Origin of the sequence: Bacteroides stercorirosoris (genome assembly GCF_900142015.1) — a bacterium.
GTDB lineage: Bacteria > Bacteroidota > Bacteroidia > Bacteroidales > Bacteroidaceae > Bacteroides > Bacteroides stercorirosoris.
The window spans coordinates 16,392-31,824 of sequence record NZ_FQZN01000001.1 but is presented as its reverse complement, the minus strand read 5'-3'; the positions used below and the strand labels follow the sequence as shown (position 1 = coordinate 31,824).

Here is a 15,433-nt window from a genome sequence, read left to right as displayed (position 1 = left end):
TTACGGGGTTATTATTTATTTAAAATCTCGGTGAAGGCAGCTACCAATTCGCTTACTACGAACGGCTGTCCCTTGACTTCATTGAATTGATACGGAGTGAAATTATCTACCTTCATGCGGAGATAACCGGCAAATTGTCCCAGGTTCTGTTCGGCAACTACCACTTTCTTGTATTTTTTCAATACCTCAGCCGTATTCTTAGGCAACGGATTGATATAAGAGAAGTGGGCTAAAGCTACTTTTTGTCCGGCTTTGTTCATCTCTTCCATAGCAGAATACAAGTGTCCGTAAGTACCGCCAAAACCTACAATCAGCAGGTCTGCGTCATCTGCACAGCCTTGTACTTCTACATTGGGCACAACAATCTTTGCAACTTTTTCTGCACGCAGGTGGCACATTAGGTTGTGGTTTTCAGGATCGGTAGAGATCGCACCAGTGTTGCTGTCTTTTTCCAGGCCACCGAGGATGTGGGTATAGCCCTCTTGCCCCGGAACAGCCCAGTAACGTACCTGGTTCTCTGGGTTGCGTTTATAGGGAGTATAGTTGTCCTTCATTTCAGGAGTAACATACTGAGGTTTGATTTCAGGATATGTATCCAGGTTCGGCAGTTTCCATGCACCGGAACCGTTGGCAACGAAACCGTCTGTCAACAGAACCACCGGAGTCATGTGTTCCAAAGCCATCTTACAAGCTGCATAGGCTGCATCGAAGCAGTTTGTCGGTGAAGTTGCAGCAATAACCGGCATTGGGCTTTCACCGTTACGGCCAAATAAAGCCTGCAACAAGTCTGTTTGTTCCGATTTAGTCGGCAAACCTGTGGAAGGACCACCGCGCTGTACGTCCAGAACAACCAGTGGAAGTTCTGTAATCACTGCCAGGTTCATAGCCTCTGATTTCAGGCAGATACCCGGACCGGAAGTGGTAGTTACAGCCAATGCACCTGCAAAAGATGCACCGATAGCCGTAGCACAGCCGGAAATCTCATCTTCGCATTGAACGGTAATGACACCTAAGGATTTATGTTTGGAGAGTTCATGTAATACGTCCGTAGCAGGAGTGATAGGATAAGAACCCAGGAACAGTTTCAGACCTGCTTTCTCGGCAGCGGCGATGAAACCGTAGGCTGTAGCTTTGTTGCCCATGATGTCCATATAGACACCGGGAGTTTTAATCTTACTCTCTATCTTATAAGTATGCGCTACGGAAGCGTGTGTATTGTGTCCGTAGTCGTAACCGGCATGGATAACTTTGATGTTGGCTTCCGCTATTTCCGGCTTTTTCGCAAACTTCTCTTTAAGGAAGTCTTCTGCAATCTTCAAATCACGATTGAACAACCAGCATACCAGGCCGAGAGCGAACATGTTGCGGCATTTCAGCATTGCTTTGTTGTCCATACCTGTTTCTGCCAGACAGTCTTTCACCATTTGAGAAATAGGAGCGGCAATAACATCTTGCTTGATACCCATTTCTTCGATAGGATTGTCAGTCTTGAAAGCGGCTTTCTGTAAATCGGAAGCTTGGAAACAGTCTGTGTCGATAATGATGCAAGCAGTAGACTTAGCAAACTTATACTGTGTTTTCAATGCGGCAGCGTTCATAGCTACCAATACGTCGCATTTATCACCCGGGGTGAATACTTTGTTGGCGCCGATGTGTACCTGGAAACCTGATACGCCGGTCAGAGAGCCTTGCGGGGCGCGGATATCTGCGGGATAGTCGGGGAAAGTACTGATGTCATTTCCCACCGTAGCCGATACTGTTGAAAAGATGTTGCCGGCGAGCTGCATACCATCGCCGGAGTCTCCGGAAAAGCGGACTACCACTTGATCCAGTTCTTTTACCATCATGTCGTTTGCCATAATTTCGTATTACTATGATTAATTTATAGGATCACTTAAAATCTGTTCTCATGTTGGTTGGGTACTTACAAAAAAAGTACTACGCTTTTAAAGATGCGTTTGCAAATGTCGTAAAGTTATGCGACTTGGCAAAATCTTTTGGAGTTAATCTGTGATTGTGTACTAAAAGAATTGCAAAATGAGTATTTTTTGATATTTGGAGTGAACAAAACTCTAACTATGTGTACGGGATGGAGGAATAAAAGTTGCATATTATCATTTGTTTTTGAATGTATACGGATTGACAAAATGTAGCTGATTTAACAACTGATGCTGCTGTAGGTAGCGAATGTCGCTTTACAATTTGATAAAATCTTGTAAGATGTGGTTTTCCTTAACTTTTCAGTTTTGGATACCCTGTGTGTCTGTGGTATTGCTTTTCTGACCATAATCTTCTTGATAAAAGATTCGTTCTGCCTTGCTAAATCGGGAGAATGCTTTATCTTTGCAACCGCAAATGATTCTGGTCCTGTAGTTCAACGGATAGAATAGAAGTTTCCTAAACTTTAGATAGGGGTTCGATTCCCCTCGGGACTACTGGAAGATGCGAAAACGAAAAGGGGAAGCCGACTGTCGGCTTCCCCTTTTTGTTTGGATTATATTATATATTTTCCTTATTTGGCTGTTTCTGCAACCGGTTCAGCAATCTTCTTATTCTTCAGCATCATGTATGCGATAGGAGATGCAACGAACAGAGAAGAGAGTGTACCAATCACAACACCGAGAATCATTGCGAATGCGAAGCTGCGGATAGAGTCACCACCGAGGATGAAGATACACAGCAACACGATCAATGTACTCAATGAAGTATTGATGGTACGTGCCAGAGTCGTATTCAATGAATCATTGAACAACTGCTTTCTGTCACGTTTCGGATACAGACCGAAGAACTCACGCACACGGTCGAAGATTACCACCTTATCATTGATAGAGTAACCGATAGCGGTCAGGATAGCACCGATGAAAGTCTGGTCGATTTCCAGAGAGAACGGCATCCATCCCCAGCATAATGAGTAGGCACCGAGAATCATCAATGTATCACTGGTCAGTGCGGCTACAGAGCCCACACTATATGCGATGTTACGGAAACGAATCAAGATGTACAGACCGATAGCAATCAAAGCGAGAACAACAGACCACATTGCAGAAGTCTTGATATCATCAGCGATACTCGGACCTACCTTCTGTGAACTGACGATACTACCACCTGTGTGGTTTTCGCGGTCGATGAATGTTTCCAGTGTGATGTTTTGTGTCAATACTGGTTTCAGAGTCTCGTACAAATATGCTTCGATTTCAGAGTCAACGTTGTTACCGTCTTCTTCGATACGGTAGTTGGTACTGATACGTACTGTCTTCTTGTCGGTACCGATAGCAATTACACTTACGTTGGCATCACCAAACTTGCTGGCGATCAATTCGCGTACTTGTTCCGGTTCTACAGGATTTTCAAACTGTACCTTGAAGTTACGTCCACCGGTGAAGTCGATACTCTGGCTCAAGCCGCGTACGAAGAGTGAACCGATACAGATTACAAGAATAACACCTGTGATGGTCAACCATTTCTTGTTTCCACCCATGAAGTCAAAGTGTACGTTCGCCATCAGGTTTTTAGAAACCTTTGAAGAGAATGTCAGGTTCAACAACTTGTCTTTGCTCATGAAGTGCTCGTAGAACAGACGTGTCATAAATACGGCTGTAAAGAACGAAATCAAGATACCGATAATCAAGGTCGTGGCGAAACCGCGGATAGGACCTGTACCGAAGTTGAACAGGATAATACCTGTGATGATAGACGTTAAGTTGGAGTCAAAAATAGCTGAGAACGCATTAGAATAACCGTCGGCGAGAGCTTTCTTCACACCCTTGCCTGCACGCAACTCTTCTTTTGTACGTTCGTAAATCAACACGTTCGCATCCACAGCCATACCCAACGCCAACACCATACCGGCAATACCGGACATTGTCAGTGCCGCCTGGAAGGACGAAAGGATACCCAGTGTAAAGAATAAGTTCAGTACCAGTGCACCGTTGGCAACCATACCCGGGATGAAACCGTACATGATACACATGTAAACCATCAACAGCACCAATGCCACAACGAACGAGAATACACCGGCGTTGATAGAGGCCTGTCCCAAAGACGGACCTACGATGTCTTCCTGAACGATACGTGCGGGAGCAGGCATCTTACCTGATTTTAACACGTTCGCTAAGTCTTTTGCTTGTTCGGGAGTGAAGTGACCGGTGATTTGTGAGTTACCGCCGGTAATTTCAGTGTTTACGTTCGGTGCAGAATATACATAACCATCCAATACGATAGCGATGCTCTTGCCGATGTTCTGTTTTGTCAACTGAGCCCAACGACGTGAACCGTCTGTGTTCATTGACATACTTACAGCGGGTTTACCAAACTGGTCATATTCGTCTTTTGCGCTGACAACTACGTCACCTTCCAGTGGAGCGCGTCCGTTACGTTCGGTTGAGCGGATAGCGTAAAGTTCGAAAGTTTGTCCTTTCGGATCATATTCGTAAGCGGAAACACCCCATTTCAGACGAAGGTCTTTCGGGAGTTCTGCCTGAATTTCTTTCATAGACAGATATTTGTTGATGTCGGCTGTATCCTTATAGTTGGCATAAGCTACAACGGGACCTTGTCCGCCTCCGTTAACTTGCAGGATAGCCAGCAACGGATGTTCTTTCTTGATTTGTGCAAGGTCGGCAGTCTGTGCTTTGGTTTCGCCTTTCAATGCGGCGGCAAGGCTGTCGGCTGTGCTGGTAGTTGTTTGTGCTACGACAGGAGCAGCAGCTGTGTTGTCAACGGCTACACTGTCATTCTGTACTTCGTTAGCCAAAATGCTGCGCAGTTTGTTATCAGCGGCTTGCAAATAGGGTGCAACATCCTTTGCATTGTATGTTTCCCAAAACTCCAGATTGGCAGAACCTTGTAGTAACTTTCTTACACGTTCAGGTTCCTTGATACCCGGAAGCTCCACCATGATACGACCCATTTTGTCTTCCAGACTCTGGATGTTGGGCTGAACTACACCAAAGCGGTCGATACGGGTACGGAGTACGTTGTATGAGTTATCAACTGCGGCTTTTACTTCCGAACGCAATACTTTTTCAACTTCAGCGTCAGAAGACTTCTGGTTGACTTTATCTTTTAATTGTTGAGTGGCGAAAAGCTCGGAAAGGCGTGCATCCGGAGCTATCTTGCGATACTCTCTCACAAACAAGGTGATGACGTCATCCTGGCTGGTAATAGCCTGTTTGGCGGCATTTGCCAATGCTTGGTTGAATGCTTCGTCGGATTTGTTATCCGCCAATGCCTTGATTACATCGGGTACGGAAACTTCGAGGATGACGTTCATACCACCCTTCAAATCCAAACCTAAACTGATTTCCATCTCACGACACTGTTTCAGTGTCCAATTGCCGAACCACACCTTCTCGTTTGACAGAGAATCCAGGTAGTCTTGTTCTAACTTCAAATCTCCTTTAGCGTACTCTTTTGCCTTATTGTTATAATGGCGAGTAACAAAAGAGAAGGAAAGGTAGAACACACACACCAGTGTGAGCAATACTGCAAAAATCCTTACGAATCCTTTGTTTTGCATGTTACTTTTAGTTTATTATGATTACTTTTTTAATTAATTTCTGTTGCGTACAAGGCTGCAAATATAGTTTTTTTTTCACATTCGGAAGTAAAAGGAACTCAAATATTTGCACCCGGCAAAGAATTTACCACCTTTGTACAGCATTGTTTTTACTTCATTCCGCGATTTTTTAACATCGGTTCCAGTTGCGGTTCTGTGCCGCGGAAATTCTTGTAAAGAGTCATCGGGTCTTCGCTGTTGCCTTTTTCAAGGACGTTGTGGCGGAAGAGGTCGGCTGTCTTTTTATCGAAGATACCGTGTTCTTTGAAGGCTTCGAAAGCATCGTTGTCCAGTACGTTTGCCCACAAGTAGCTGTAATAGCCTGCGGCATAACCGCCGATGATGTGGTTGAAGTAGGTGGTACGGTAGCGCGGAGCGATTTCAGGGATAAGTCCCAGTTGGTTCATGGCTTCTTTTTCGTAGGCTAACACGTCCAGAGCTTTGGTGTCTGTCAGGTTGTGCAGGTTCATATCCAGAATGGCGGCGGCCAGCAGTTCGGTGGTCATAAAGCCTTGGTTGAAGGTTTTCTGGTTCAGAATCTTTTCGATAAGGCTGTCGGGGATAGTTTCACCGGTCTGGTAATGTTTGGCATACATTTTCAGCACTTCAGGTTCAGTGGCCCAGTGCTCGTTGATTTGAGAAGGTAATTCTACGAAATCGCGTACTACGTTCGTGCCGGAAATACCTTTGTAGTTACATTTGGTTAGTAACCCGTGCAGGGCATGGCCGAATTCGTGGAATAGAGTCTCTACTTCGTCAATGGTGAGCAGTGAAGGTATATCGCCTACGGGTTGGGTGAAGCTGCATACGTTGCATACCAACGGGCGGACGTCACCTTGCTGTTCGCGATAGTTGCTCATCCATGCACCTCCGCTTTTACCCGGACGTGGGAAATAATCTACATAAAACACTCCCAGGTGTGAGCCGTCGGCGTCTTTCACTTCGAAAACTTCTACATCGGGATGATATACGGGAATACCTTCCAGCTTGGTCAGCGTGATGCCATATAGTTTGTTGGCAACGGCAAAAGCACCTTCACGCACATTCTCCAGTTTGAAGTAAGGCTTGATTTCGTCTTCTTCGAGGTTGTACTTCTCTTTACGGAGTTTTTCGGTGTAATACCACCAGTCCCATGCCTCCAGCTTTTCACCTTTGCCGTCTTTGTCCATGATTTTCTGCAACTCGGCTGCTTCGGCTTTGGCTTTCGGCAGAGAATAATTCCATAGATTGTTCAGAAAGTCCATAACGGTGGCGGAATTCTTAGCCATCGTGTTGTCCAATACGAAGTTGGAGTAGCAATCGAAGCCCAGCAATTGTGCTTTCTCAAGGCGCAGGCTGACGATGTCTGTTATGATTTTCTTGTTGTCATTCTTATCGTTGTTGTTGCCGCGGCTGATGTAGGCTTTGTACATCTGTTCGCGCAAGGGACGGTTGGCGGAGTATTGCAGGAACGGAATGCGGCTGGCATTGCCCAGTGTGAACAACCATTTTCCTTCTTGTCCGTCTTCTTTAGCTTTTTCGGCTGCGCTTTGGCGGAACCATTCGGGCAGTCCGGCAAGGTCTTCTTCCTTATCTATATAGAGTTTGAAAGCGTTGTTCTCATTCAAGACGTTATCGCTGAATTGAAGTCCCAATGTGGATAACTGCTTGTTAATCTCGCGCAGGCGTGCTTGCTTTTCGGGAGACAAGTTTGCACCGGAACGAACGAAATCTTTGTAGGTCTCCTCCAGCAAACGTTGTTGCTCGGTGGTTAATCCTAAAGATTCTTTCTGTTGATATACGGCGCTTACTTTCTTGAACAACTCTTGGTTTAGTGAGATGTTATCACTGTGTTCCGACAAGGTCGGAGCGAGCTTGATAGATAGCTCATTCAGCCCGTCCGTCTTTTCCGCATCCGTCATATTATAAAAAATGGCGCCGACACGGTCGAGTATCGGGGAACTGTTGTCAAAGGCAACAATTACATTTTCAAAAGTCGGCGCTTCGGAGTTATTCACTATGGCATCGATATTCGCGTTTTGCTCTTCAATACCTTTCAGGAAGGCCGGTTCGTAATGTTCCAGTTTGATTTTATCGAAAGGCGGTACGCCATGTTCAGTTTGGAACTCGGTCAGGAACGGATTGGTTTCCGTCTGTGTGGCACAGGAGTACATCATACAACTTGTTGCTAAAATAAAAATACACTTCTTAAACATAAGTATTAGGTATAAAGTATTAATTATAAATTATTGACTTGCAAACTCTCAACTCTCAATTCTCCACTCTCAACTTCTTCAAGTAACACCAGATTGGATAGTGGTCGGACTCTTTTATCGAGCGGTCCACCGTACAGTTATAGGATTTCAGGTTTTTGCTTGCCAGGATATTGTCAATCCGGAAATAAAACTTATTCTGATTGTAAGAGATACCCAGGCCGCGGCCCGATTGGGTAAAAGTATCGTTTAACCCCTTACTGATCACCCGATGGGCATAAGAGATAGGCGTATCGTTGAAATCGCCGCAGACGATGATGTAGGGATGCTGTGACGATGAGATTTCCTGTGCAATGCTGTCGGCTTGCGGAGCGCGGATGGCAGATGCTTCTGCCAGTTTGCGAATAAGCAGGCGTGCGCCGCTTTTCACTTTTTCCGTTTCCGGGTCTTTGAGCATGCTCTCATATACTACTTTATCTTCTTTAGTCAGCTTATTGGATTCCAGGTGGTTGTTGATGAGCATTACGGTATCTTCGCCTATTTTCAGTTCGTAAACCACAGAGCCGTTGTATTCGCTGGCATAATCCAGTTTACGTGCCGAAAGGATAGGAAATTTAGAATAGCAGGCTATCCGGTTAGTATGTCCTTTCCCGCTTCCAACAATCTGTATTTTGTGGTAAGGGTACTCCTTTAGGGCTTTCTCTACATCCTTTTGGCTGAGGTGGCGGGGAGATTCTACCGTTTGGTACTCTTGCAGGCACAGGATGTCTGCTCCACTTTCTTTCAAATAGTTCAGAATAGGGTTTTCTCCGTCTTTCTTGACAGCTCCGTCAAATCCCATTATGTTGTATGATAATACTTTGAAGCTATTTTCCGGCAATTTGTTTGTATGAAAATTGAGAGGAAAGTAAGCGCGCATCTGCGGATAGCAAAAGAGAAGAGCCACCAGAAGGAATAACGCGAATTTATACTTCTGAATGATAAGCCAGAAGATGAGGAAACAGATGTTTATTACCAGAAAAATAGGAAATGTCAATCCGAGGCAGGACTCAACAGGATGGGCAACCGGCTTGATATGCGGGCTGTAAGCGGTAAGGAGCAACAAGCCTATGAAGAAGATGTTGACCGCTAAAATCAGATATGCGACGACTTTGCCAATATGCTTTATTCCCATTTCCTTATACTATCGTTTGCTCGCATCGAACAGGCTTTTCTTTTCTTCCGTGGTCAGACTTTCATATCCCGATTTCTTCAGTTTGTCGAGGATGCGGTCTATTTCTTCGGATTGCACCTTTTTGCGGGCGTTGTAGTCATAGTCTTGCTGGCGACTGTTTCCGTAATGCACTTTCATTTTAGGCTTGCGGGGCTTGAAGCTGAATAGTGAGACGATGGCATCCAGGATTTTATTGATCCAGGCTGTCATATCTCTCCCTTTACTGATTCCGGCGGCGAACCAGATACCTGCCAACGCACCCCCCAAATGAGATATATGCCCGCCAGCATTGCTGGATGTGATGAACAGCAAGTCCGTACCGATAACGATAAGTGCCAGGTATTTCAGCCGTATCGTGCCGAAAAGGAACAATCGTATCGGATAGTTTGGCTCACGATAGGCCGTGGCCGCTACTATGGCAAGTACGGAAGCGGATGCACCCAGCATGAGTGAATAATCAACCATCGGACGGAAATACGGGAAAATGTTAAATGCCGCCATATACAGCAATCCGCCGCATATACCTCCCAATATGTATACTCCGCGCAAATGTTTTGCCGAGAAGAACATGAGGAACAGCGCTCCGAACCAATACAGCCATAACATATTGAACAGGATATGCAAAAATCCTGCGTGCATGAACATATAGGTGAGCAGGGACCAGGGCTGTATGATGAACCGCGTCAGTGAAGCCGGTAGTTCCAGCCACTCGAATACGCCGCCAAGGCTGCGGTTGAATAATTGCAGAATAACTTCCGTCAACGTAGTGATGACAAAGACACCTACGTTGATATAAATCAGCTGGATGTAAATATTCCCTCTGCGAAACGCTTCTTTAAGGTCAGTTATAATAGTACCCATTTCCTCTGTCTTTTTTTCTCCAGTACATTATCAGTATAAACCCAAATATCATACCACCCAAATGTGCGAAGTGCGCTACGTTGTCGTTCGGATTGTTGGCAAAGCCTGCATACAGTTCAATCAGTGCGTAGCCCATTACGAAATACTTCGCTTTGATGGGAAACGGCAACGGGAATATGAACAACGGCTGGTTGGGGAATAACATTCCGAAACCCAGCAGGATGGCGTATACAGCTCCCGAAGCTCCTACGGTGACACCATTCAGAAGTGCGTTCAGGTTTGCCATAGCCGGATAAGTATAGTTCATATTGTCATGCAATATTCCTGCTCCTTCCCGATATACGGTATCAATCATTTCCGGGGTCATTCCTACTTTTGCTGACTGGATACGTATGTAGGTGACCAACATACTGATCAGACCCGCACCTATACCACAAATCATATAATATGACAGAAAACGCTTCGGTCCCCATACTTGTTCAAGAATGCGGCCGAACATCCATACGGCAAACATGTTGAAGAATAGATGTGTGAACCCTCCATGCATGAACATATATGTGATGAGCTGCGCTACGTTGAAATCATCGGAAAGAAAAAAGTGAAGTCCTAAATACCGGGCTAAATCTATGTTGTAAGTTTGAGCAACAAAGGTCGCAAGAAAGACCAGTACATTAATGATTAATAGGTTCTTAGTAACTGTTGGTATAGCATTCATAATTTGTTATTTCAATCAATAGGTCACAAAAATACGAATAAATTCTGTTCTATAACAGAAAAACGGCTTTCTATTCCTTTTTTTTCGCTAAAACACAATCTTTTTTTAATGTTTTTATTTGATATTCAGAAATATTGCTCTATTTTTGTAGAAGTACGTGAATAAACTATTGCAGATATCTTTTGTGTAACATATTAATTATTAAATTTTAAAATTATGAACAAGTCAGAACTTATCAGTGCTATGGCAGCGGAGTCCGGTTTGACGAAGGCGGATTCAAAGAAGGCATTGGATGCTTTCATGGCATCAATTACGAATGCCCTAAAAGCCGGTGAAAAAGTTTCATTGGTTGGTTTCGGTACATTCAGTGTATCGGAAAGAGCGGCGCGTACAGGCATTAATCCCTCGACGAAAGCAAAAATTACGATTCCGGCAAAGAAGGTGGCTAAATTTAAACCTGGTACGGAATTGACTTTGGCTATCGAATAAAGAATTAATTCATGAGTAAAACATAGGGAAGGAGGCGCATCGTGTGTCTCCTTTTTTATTATCCGTTACGGATGCAGCGCGTAATTCGCCAAAATATAGTATCTTTGCGCCTTGAAAATACTTTTAAATCATGAATATAGAAGATAAACTGGTAGTGTCCGTCATCAACGGACTGAAAGCGCTGTACGGACAGGATGTGCCTGTCGCACAGGTGCAACTGCAAAAAACCAAAAAAGAATTTGAGGGACACCTCACACTGGTAGTTTTTCCTTTCCTGCGTATATCGAAGAAGGGACCGGAACAGACTGCACAAGAGATTGGTGAATACTTGAAAGCCAATGAACCTTCAGTAGCTGCATTCAATGTCATCAAAGGTTTTCTGAACCTGACTATCGCTTCTTCCGCCTGGATAGAATTACTGAACAACATTCATGCTGACAAACAGTACGGTATTATTGCTGCCACGGATAATTCTCCGTTGGTAATGATTGAATATTCTTCACCTAACACCAACAAGCCGCTTCACTTGGGACATGTCCGTAATAATTTGCTGGGTAATGCTTTAGCTAATATTGTTATGGCCAATGGCAATAAGGTTGTAAAGACGAATATTGTGAACGACCGGGGTATTCATATCTGTAAGTCCATGCTGGCGTGGCTGAAATATGGAAACGGTGAAACACCGGAATCTTCCGGTAAAAAGGGCGACCATCTGGTAGGCGACTATTACGTAGCTTTTGATAAACATTTCAAAGCCGAAGTTGCCGGGCTTATGGAAAAAGGCATGACAAAAGAAGAGGCTGAGGCAGCTTCTCCTTTGATGAATGAAGCTCGCGAGATGCTGGTGAAATGGGAAGCCGGTGACCCGGAAGTACGCTCGCTTTGGGCAAAGATGAATAATTGGGTGTACGAAGGTTTTGATGAAACTTATCGTAAGATGGGTGTTAGCTTCGACAAGATATATTACGAGTCAAATACTTATCTTGAAGGTAAGGAAAAGGTGGTGGAAGGTCTTGAAAAAGGCTTCTTTTATAAGAAAGAGGATGGCTCGGTATGGGCAGACCTGACTCCTGAAGGTTTGGACCACAAGCTTCTGCTTCGTGCTGACGGTACTTCTGTTTATATGACCCAGGACATCGGTACGGCTAAGCTTCGTTTTGCAGATTATCCTATTGACAAAATGATTTATGTAGTAGGAAACGAGCAGAACTACCACTTTCAGGTACTTTCCATTTTGCTTGATAAACTCGGCTTTGAGTGGGGAAAGAGTCTTGTGCATTTCTCGTATGGTATGGTGGAATTGCCCGAGGGTAAGATGAAGAGCCGCGAAGGTACGGTAGTAGATGCCGACGACTTGATTGAAGAAATGGTAAGCACAGCTAAGGAGACTTCTAACGAACTGGGCAAACTGGACGGACTGACTCAGGAAGAAGCTGATAACATCGCCCGTATCGTAGGATTGGGTGCTCTGAAATACTTCATTTTGAAAGTAGATGCACGTAAGAATATGACGTTCAATCCGAAAGAATCAATCGACTTTAATGGAAATACAGGTCCGTTTATTCAATATACGTATGCACGTATTCAATCAGTGTTGCGTAAAGCAGCAGAAGCCGGCATCGTCATTCCGTCTGAGATTCCTGTAGGCATCGAGTTGAGTGAGAAGGAAGAAGGCCTGATTCAGATGGTGGCTGATTTTGCAGCTGTTGTGAAGCAGGCTGGCGAAGATTATAGCCCCTCTATTATAGCCAATTATACTTATGACCTTGTGAAGGAATACAATCAGTTCTATCATGATTTCAGCATTCTGCGTGAAGAGAATGAGGCCGTGAAAGTGTTCCGCCTTGCTTTGTCGGAGAATGTGGCGAAAGTCGTTCGCCTTGGTATGGGATTGTTGGGTATCGAGGTGCCGGACAGAATGTAGAAAACGTTATGCTTGTAGGGGCGAATAATTATTCGCCCGCATATAAAAACAATCAGCCCCGGAATAGACATCGTCATTCCGGGGCTGATTGTTTTTATACTCTTATCGGTTTTATGCTTTTTTCTTAGCATACTTTCCGCGCTTCGGTTTTGCCGGAGCAGATGCAGCTTTCTCGCTTTGCAGTTTGATAATCTCCATGCAAGCGTCCAGGCTTAAATCTTCCGGAACAATATCTTTCGGAATCTTGTAATTGCTGCCTTTATAGGCAATGTAAGGACCGTATCTTCCGTTCATGATTTCCAGTTCCGGTTCTGCCTCGAACTTCTTGAGGTGCTTCTTGGCTTCCGCTTCCGCTTTTTCTTTTATCAGTTCCAAAGCTTCTTCCAGTTCAATCTCCATCGGGTCTGCGCCTTTGGGGAGTGAAGTGTAGGTTCCGCCATAATAGATATACGGACCAAAACGTCCTGCATTGACAGAGACGGTTTTACCTTCGTGCTCGCCGAGGGTGCGGGGCAATTTGAACAGTTCCATAGCCTCTTCCAGAGTGATTGTTTCGATGGATTGTCCTTTCTTCAAGGGAGAGAAGCGGGGCTTTTCTTCATCCTCAGCACTTCCTATCTGTACCACAGGGCCGAAACGTCCGATTTTTACCGAAACAGGCTTGCCGCTGACGGGATCATTCCCTAATGAACGTTCTCCTGTTTTATGTGCATTCTTGGCAGCAAGGGTGCTCTCTACGGACGGATGGAACGTTTTGTAGAACGTCTTCATGATAGTTGTCCATTTCGTTTCACCTTCAGCTATTTCGTCGAACTGCTTTTCTACGCTTGCCGTAAAGTTATAATCCATGATGCTGGGGAAGTACTGTATCAGGAAGTCGGTAACCACTGTACCTGTGTCCGTAGGCAGCAACTTCGCTTTTTCGGCTCCGGTGATCTCGGTGCGGGTATCATCTGTGATTTTATCCTTTTTCAGCGTAATTATGTTGTAGGAACGTTCCTCTCCGGTCTTGTCGCCTTTTTCTACGTACTCGCGTTGCTGGATGGTAGAAATGGTGGGCGCATAAGTGGAAGGGCGGCCAATGCCCAGTTCTTCCAGTTTACGCACCAGACTTGCTTCCGTATAGCGGGGTGGGTGTTGCGTGAAACGTTCGGTGGCAGTGATGTTCTGGTACTGCAATTTCTGACCTTTCTTCAGTGGAGGCAACAGGTTGCTTTCATCTTCCTGCTCTACATCATCGTCGTAAGATTCTCTGTAGACACGCAGGAAACCGTCGAATTTAACGACTTCTCCGGCAGCGCTGAAAGTCTCGGACGCATTGCTGATGCTGATGGTTGCGGTTGTCTTTTCCAGTTCGGCATCTGCCATTTGCGAAGCGATGGTACGCTTCCATATCAGGTCGTACAGTTTCTTTTCCTGTGCACTGCCTTCTATCTGTGCATTCTCCATGTAGGTGGGGCGGATGGCCTCATGTGCTTCCTGTGCTCCTTTGGTTTTAGTGCTGAAGTGGCGCGGATGTACATATTTATCCCCCATCATATTGGCAATGGCTTCTTTGCTGCCATTGATGGCGTATTCTGACAAATTCACAGAGTCGGTACGCATATAAGTGATGCGTCCTGATTCATATAGCCGCTGAGCCACCATCATGGTTTGCGCTACGGTGAAACCGAGTTTACGTGCAGCTTCCTGTTGCAGGGTAGAGGTGGTGAACGGTGCGGCCGGGCTTTTCTTTACCGGGCGCGTCGTAATATCTTCAATGGTGAATATGGCCGACTGGCAACTGTCCAGTAATTTCCGGGCTTCCGCTTTAGTTTTGAGCCGGTGTGCAAGTTCCGCTTTCATCTCTACCAGTTTGCCGTCGGCATCGGGAACGAGGAATATGGCAGTAATCCGATAGGAAGCCTCGCTTTGGAAAGCATGTATTTCACGTTCGCGCTCTACAATGAGGCGTACGGCTACCGATTGCACACGTCCGGCGGAGAGTGCAGGTTTTACTTTCTTCCATAATACGGGTGATAACTCGAAACCTACAATGCGGTCGAGGATACGGCGTGCCTGCTGTGCATTGACGAGGTTGGTGTCGATATTTCGCGGCTGCTCGATAGCTTTCAGAATAGCGGTTTTGGTAATTTCGTGGAATACGATACGTTTGGTGTGTTCCGGTTCCAGTTTCAGTACTTCATATAAGTGCCACGCGATGGCTTCTCCCTCGCGGTCCTCATCGGAAGCCAACCAAATGGTATCAGCTTCTTTTGCTTCAGATTTCAGTGTCTTTACCAGCGCTTTTTTATCTTCCGGAATTTCATAGTCCGGTTCGAAGTTCTTTTCGACGTCAATACTGAATTCTTTTTTCTTCAAATCGCGTATGTGTCCGTAACTGGAAAGGACTTTATAATCTTTCCCCAAGAACTTCTCAATTGTTTTTGCTTTTGCCGGTGATTCGACAATGACAAGGTTTTTTGGCATAAATTTCTGTTTT

Annotated in this window: 9 protein-coding genes and 1 tRNA gene; 3 read left to right on the top strand and 7 right to left on the bottom strand. The window is 45.1% G+C overall.

What is annotated here, in order from left to right; all coding sequences use genetic code 11:
• Positions 1–11 precede the first annotated feature (11 nt).
• Positions 12–1,859 (bottom strand): 2-oxoacid:acceptor oxidoreductase subunit alpha, encoded by a 1,848-nt coding sequence (locus tag BUC01_RS00085; protein ID WP_073312350.1) that lies wholly within the window; start codon positions 1,857–1,859, stop codon positions 12–14.
• 504 nt (positions 1,860–2,363) lie between these two features.
• Here BUC01_RS00085 and BUC01_RS00075 point away from each other — a divergent pair.
• Positions 2,364–2,435, top strand: a tRNA-Arg gene (locus BUC01_RS00075).
• 77 nt (positions 2,436–2,512) lie between these two features.
• Here BUC01_RS00075 and secDF read toward each other — a convergent pair.
• From secDF to BUC01_RS00050, 5 genes are all read right to left on the bottom strand, one after another.
• On the bottom strand, positions 2,513–5,518 hold the full coding sequence (secDF, locus tag BUC01_RS00070; RefSeq protein WP_073312348.1) for a protein translocase subunit SecDF: 3,006 nt from the start codon (positions 5,516–5,518) through the stop codon (positions 2,513–2,515).
• A 149-nt stretch (positions 5,519–5,667) separates the two neighbouring features.
• A complete protein-coding gene (locus BUC01_RS00065) occupies positions 5,668–7,752 on the bottom strand; it encodes a M3 family metallopeptidase (RefSeq protein ID WP_073312347.1) in 2,085 nt (694 codons plus the stop codon).
• Positions 7,753–7,807: 55 nt separating this feature from the next.
• Positions 7,808–8,917 carry an endonuclease/exonuclease/phosphatase family protein gene (locus tag BUC01_RS00060; RefSeq protein WP_073312492.1) on the bottom strand — a complete coding sequence of 370 codons (1,110 nt, stop codon included), beginning with the start codon at positions 8,915–8,917 and terminating at the stop codon, positions 7,808–7,810.
• A 15-nt stretch (positions 8,918–8,932) separates the two neighbouring features.
• Positions 8,933–9,823: a rhomboid family protein gene (locus BUC01_RS00055; RefSeq protein WP_025831864.1), complete on the bottom strand. Its 891-nt coding sequence runs from the start codon at positions 9,821–9,823 to the stop codon at positions 8,933–8,935.
• Entirely contained in the window at positions 9,804–10,538 is a 735-nt protein-coding gene (locus BUC01_RS00050; protein WP_034524292.1) for a rhomboid family intramembrane serine protease, read from the bottom strand. The genes BUC01_RS00055 and BUC01_RS00050 overlap by 20 nt, the downstream gene beginning before the upstream one ends.
• 216 nt (positions 10,539–10,754) lie before the next feature.
• Between BUC01_RS00050 and BUC01_RS00045 the strand changes: the two genes are divergently transcribed.
• Both BUC01_RS00045 and argS read left to right on the top strand, forming a co-directional pair.
• Positions 10,755–11,027, top strand: a complete 273-nt coding sequence (locus tag BUC01_RS00045; protein WP_025831861.1) for an HU family DNA-binding protein — start codon at positions 10,755–10,757, stop codon at positions 11,025–11,027.
• Positions 11,028–11,157: 130 nt separating this feature from the next.
• Positions 11,158–12,951 (top strand): arginine--tRNA ligase, encoded by a 1,794-nt coding sequence (argS, locus tag BUC01_RS00040; protein WP_073312346.1) that lies wholly within the window; start codon positions 11,158–11,160, stop codon positions 12,949–12,951.
• A 111-nt stretch (positions 12,952–13,062) separates the two neighbouring features.
• On the opposite strand, the gene topA is transcribed toward argS, so the two are convergent.
• Positions 13,063–15,420, bottom strand: coding sequence for a type I DNA topoisomerase (gene topA / locus BUC01_RS00035; RefSeq protein WP_025831860.1), 2,358 nt, complete (start codon positions 15,418–15,420; stop codon positions 13,063–13,065).
• Positions 15,421–15,433 lie beyond the last annotated feature (13 nt).

Excerpts from the sequence above, each read along its gene's own strand:
- BUC01_RS00045 (WP_025831861.1), top strand. The coding sequence starts at position 10,755 with ATGAACAAGTCAGAACTTATCAGTGCTATGGCAGCGGAGTCCGGTTTG.
- BUC01_RS00085 (WP_073312350.1), bottom strand. The coding sequence starts at position 1,859 with ATGGCAAACGACATGATGGTAAAAGAACTGGATCAAGTGGTAGTCCGC.
- topA (WP_025831860.1), bottom strand. The coding sequence starts at position 15,420 with ATGCCAAAAAACCTTGTCATTGTCGAATCACCGGCAAAAGCAAAAACA.
- argS (WP_073312346.1), top strand. The coding sequence starts at position 11,158 with ATGAATATAGAAGATAAACTGGTAGTGTCCGTCATCAACGGACTGAAA.
- BUC01_RS00050 (WP_034524292.1), bottom strand. The coding sequence starts at position 10,538 with ATGAATGCTATACCAACAGTTACTAAGAACCTATTAATCATTAATGTA.
- BUC01_RS00065 (WP_073312347.1), bottom strand. The coding sequence starts at position 7,752 with ATGTTTAAGAAGTGTATTTTTATTTTAGCAACAAGTTGTATGATGTAC.
- secDF (WP_073312348.1), bottom strand. The coding sequence starts at position 5,518 with ATGCAAAACAAAGGATTCGTAAGGATTTTTGCAGTATTGCTCACACTG.
- BUC01_RS00055 (WP_025831864.1), bottom strand. The coding sequence starts at position 9,823 with ATGGGTACTATTATAACTGACCTTAAAGAAGCGTTTCGCAGAGGGAAT.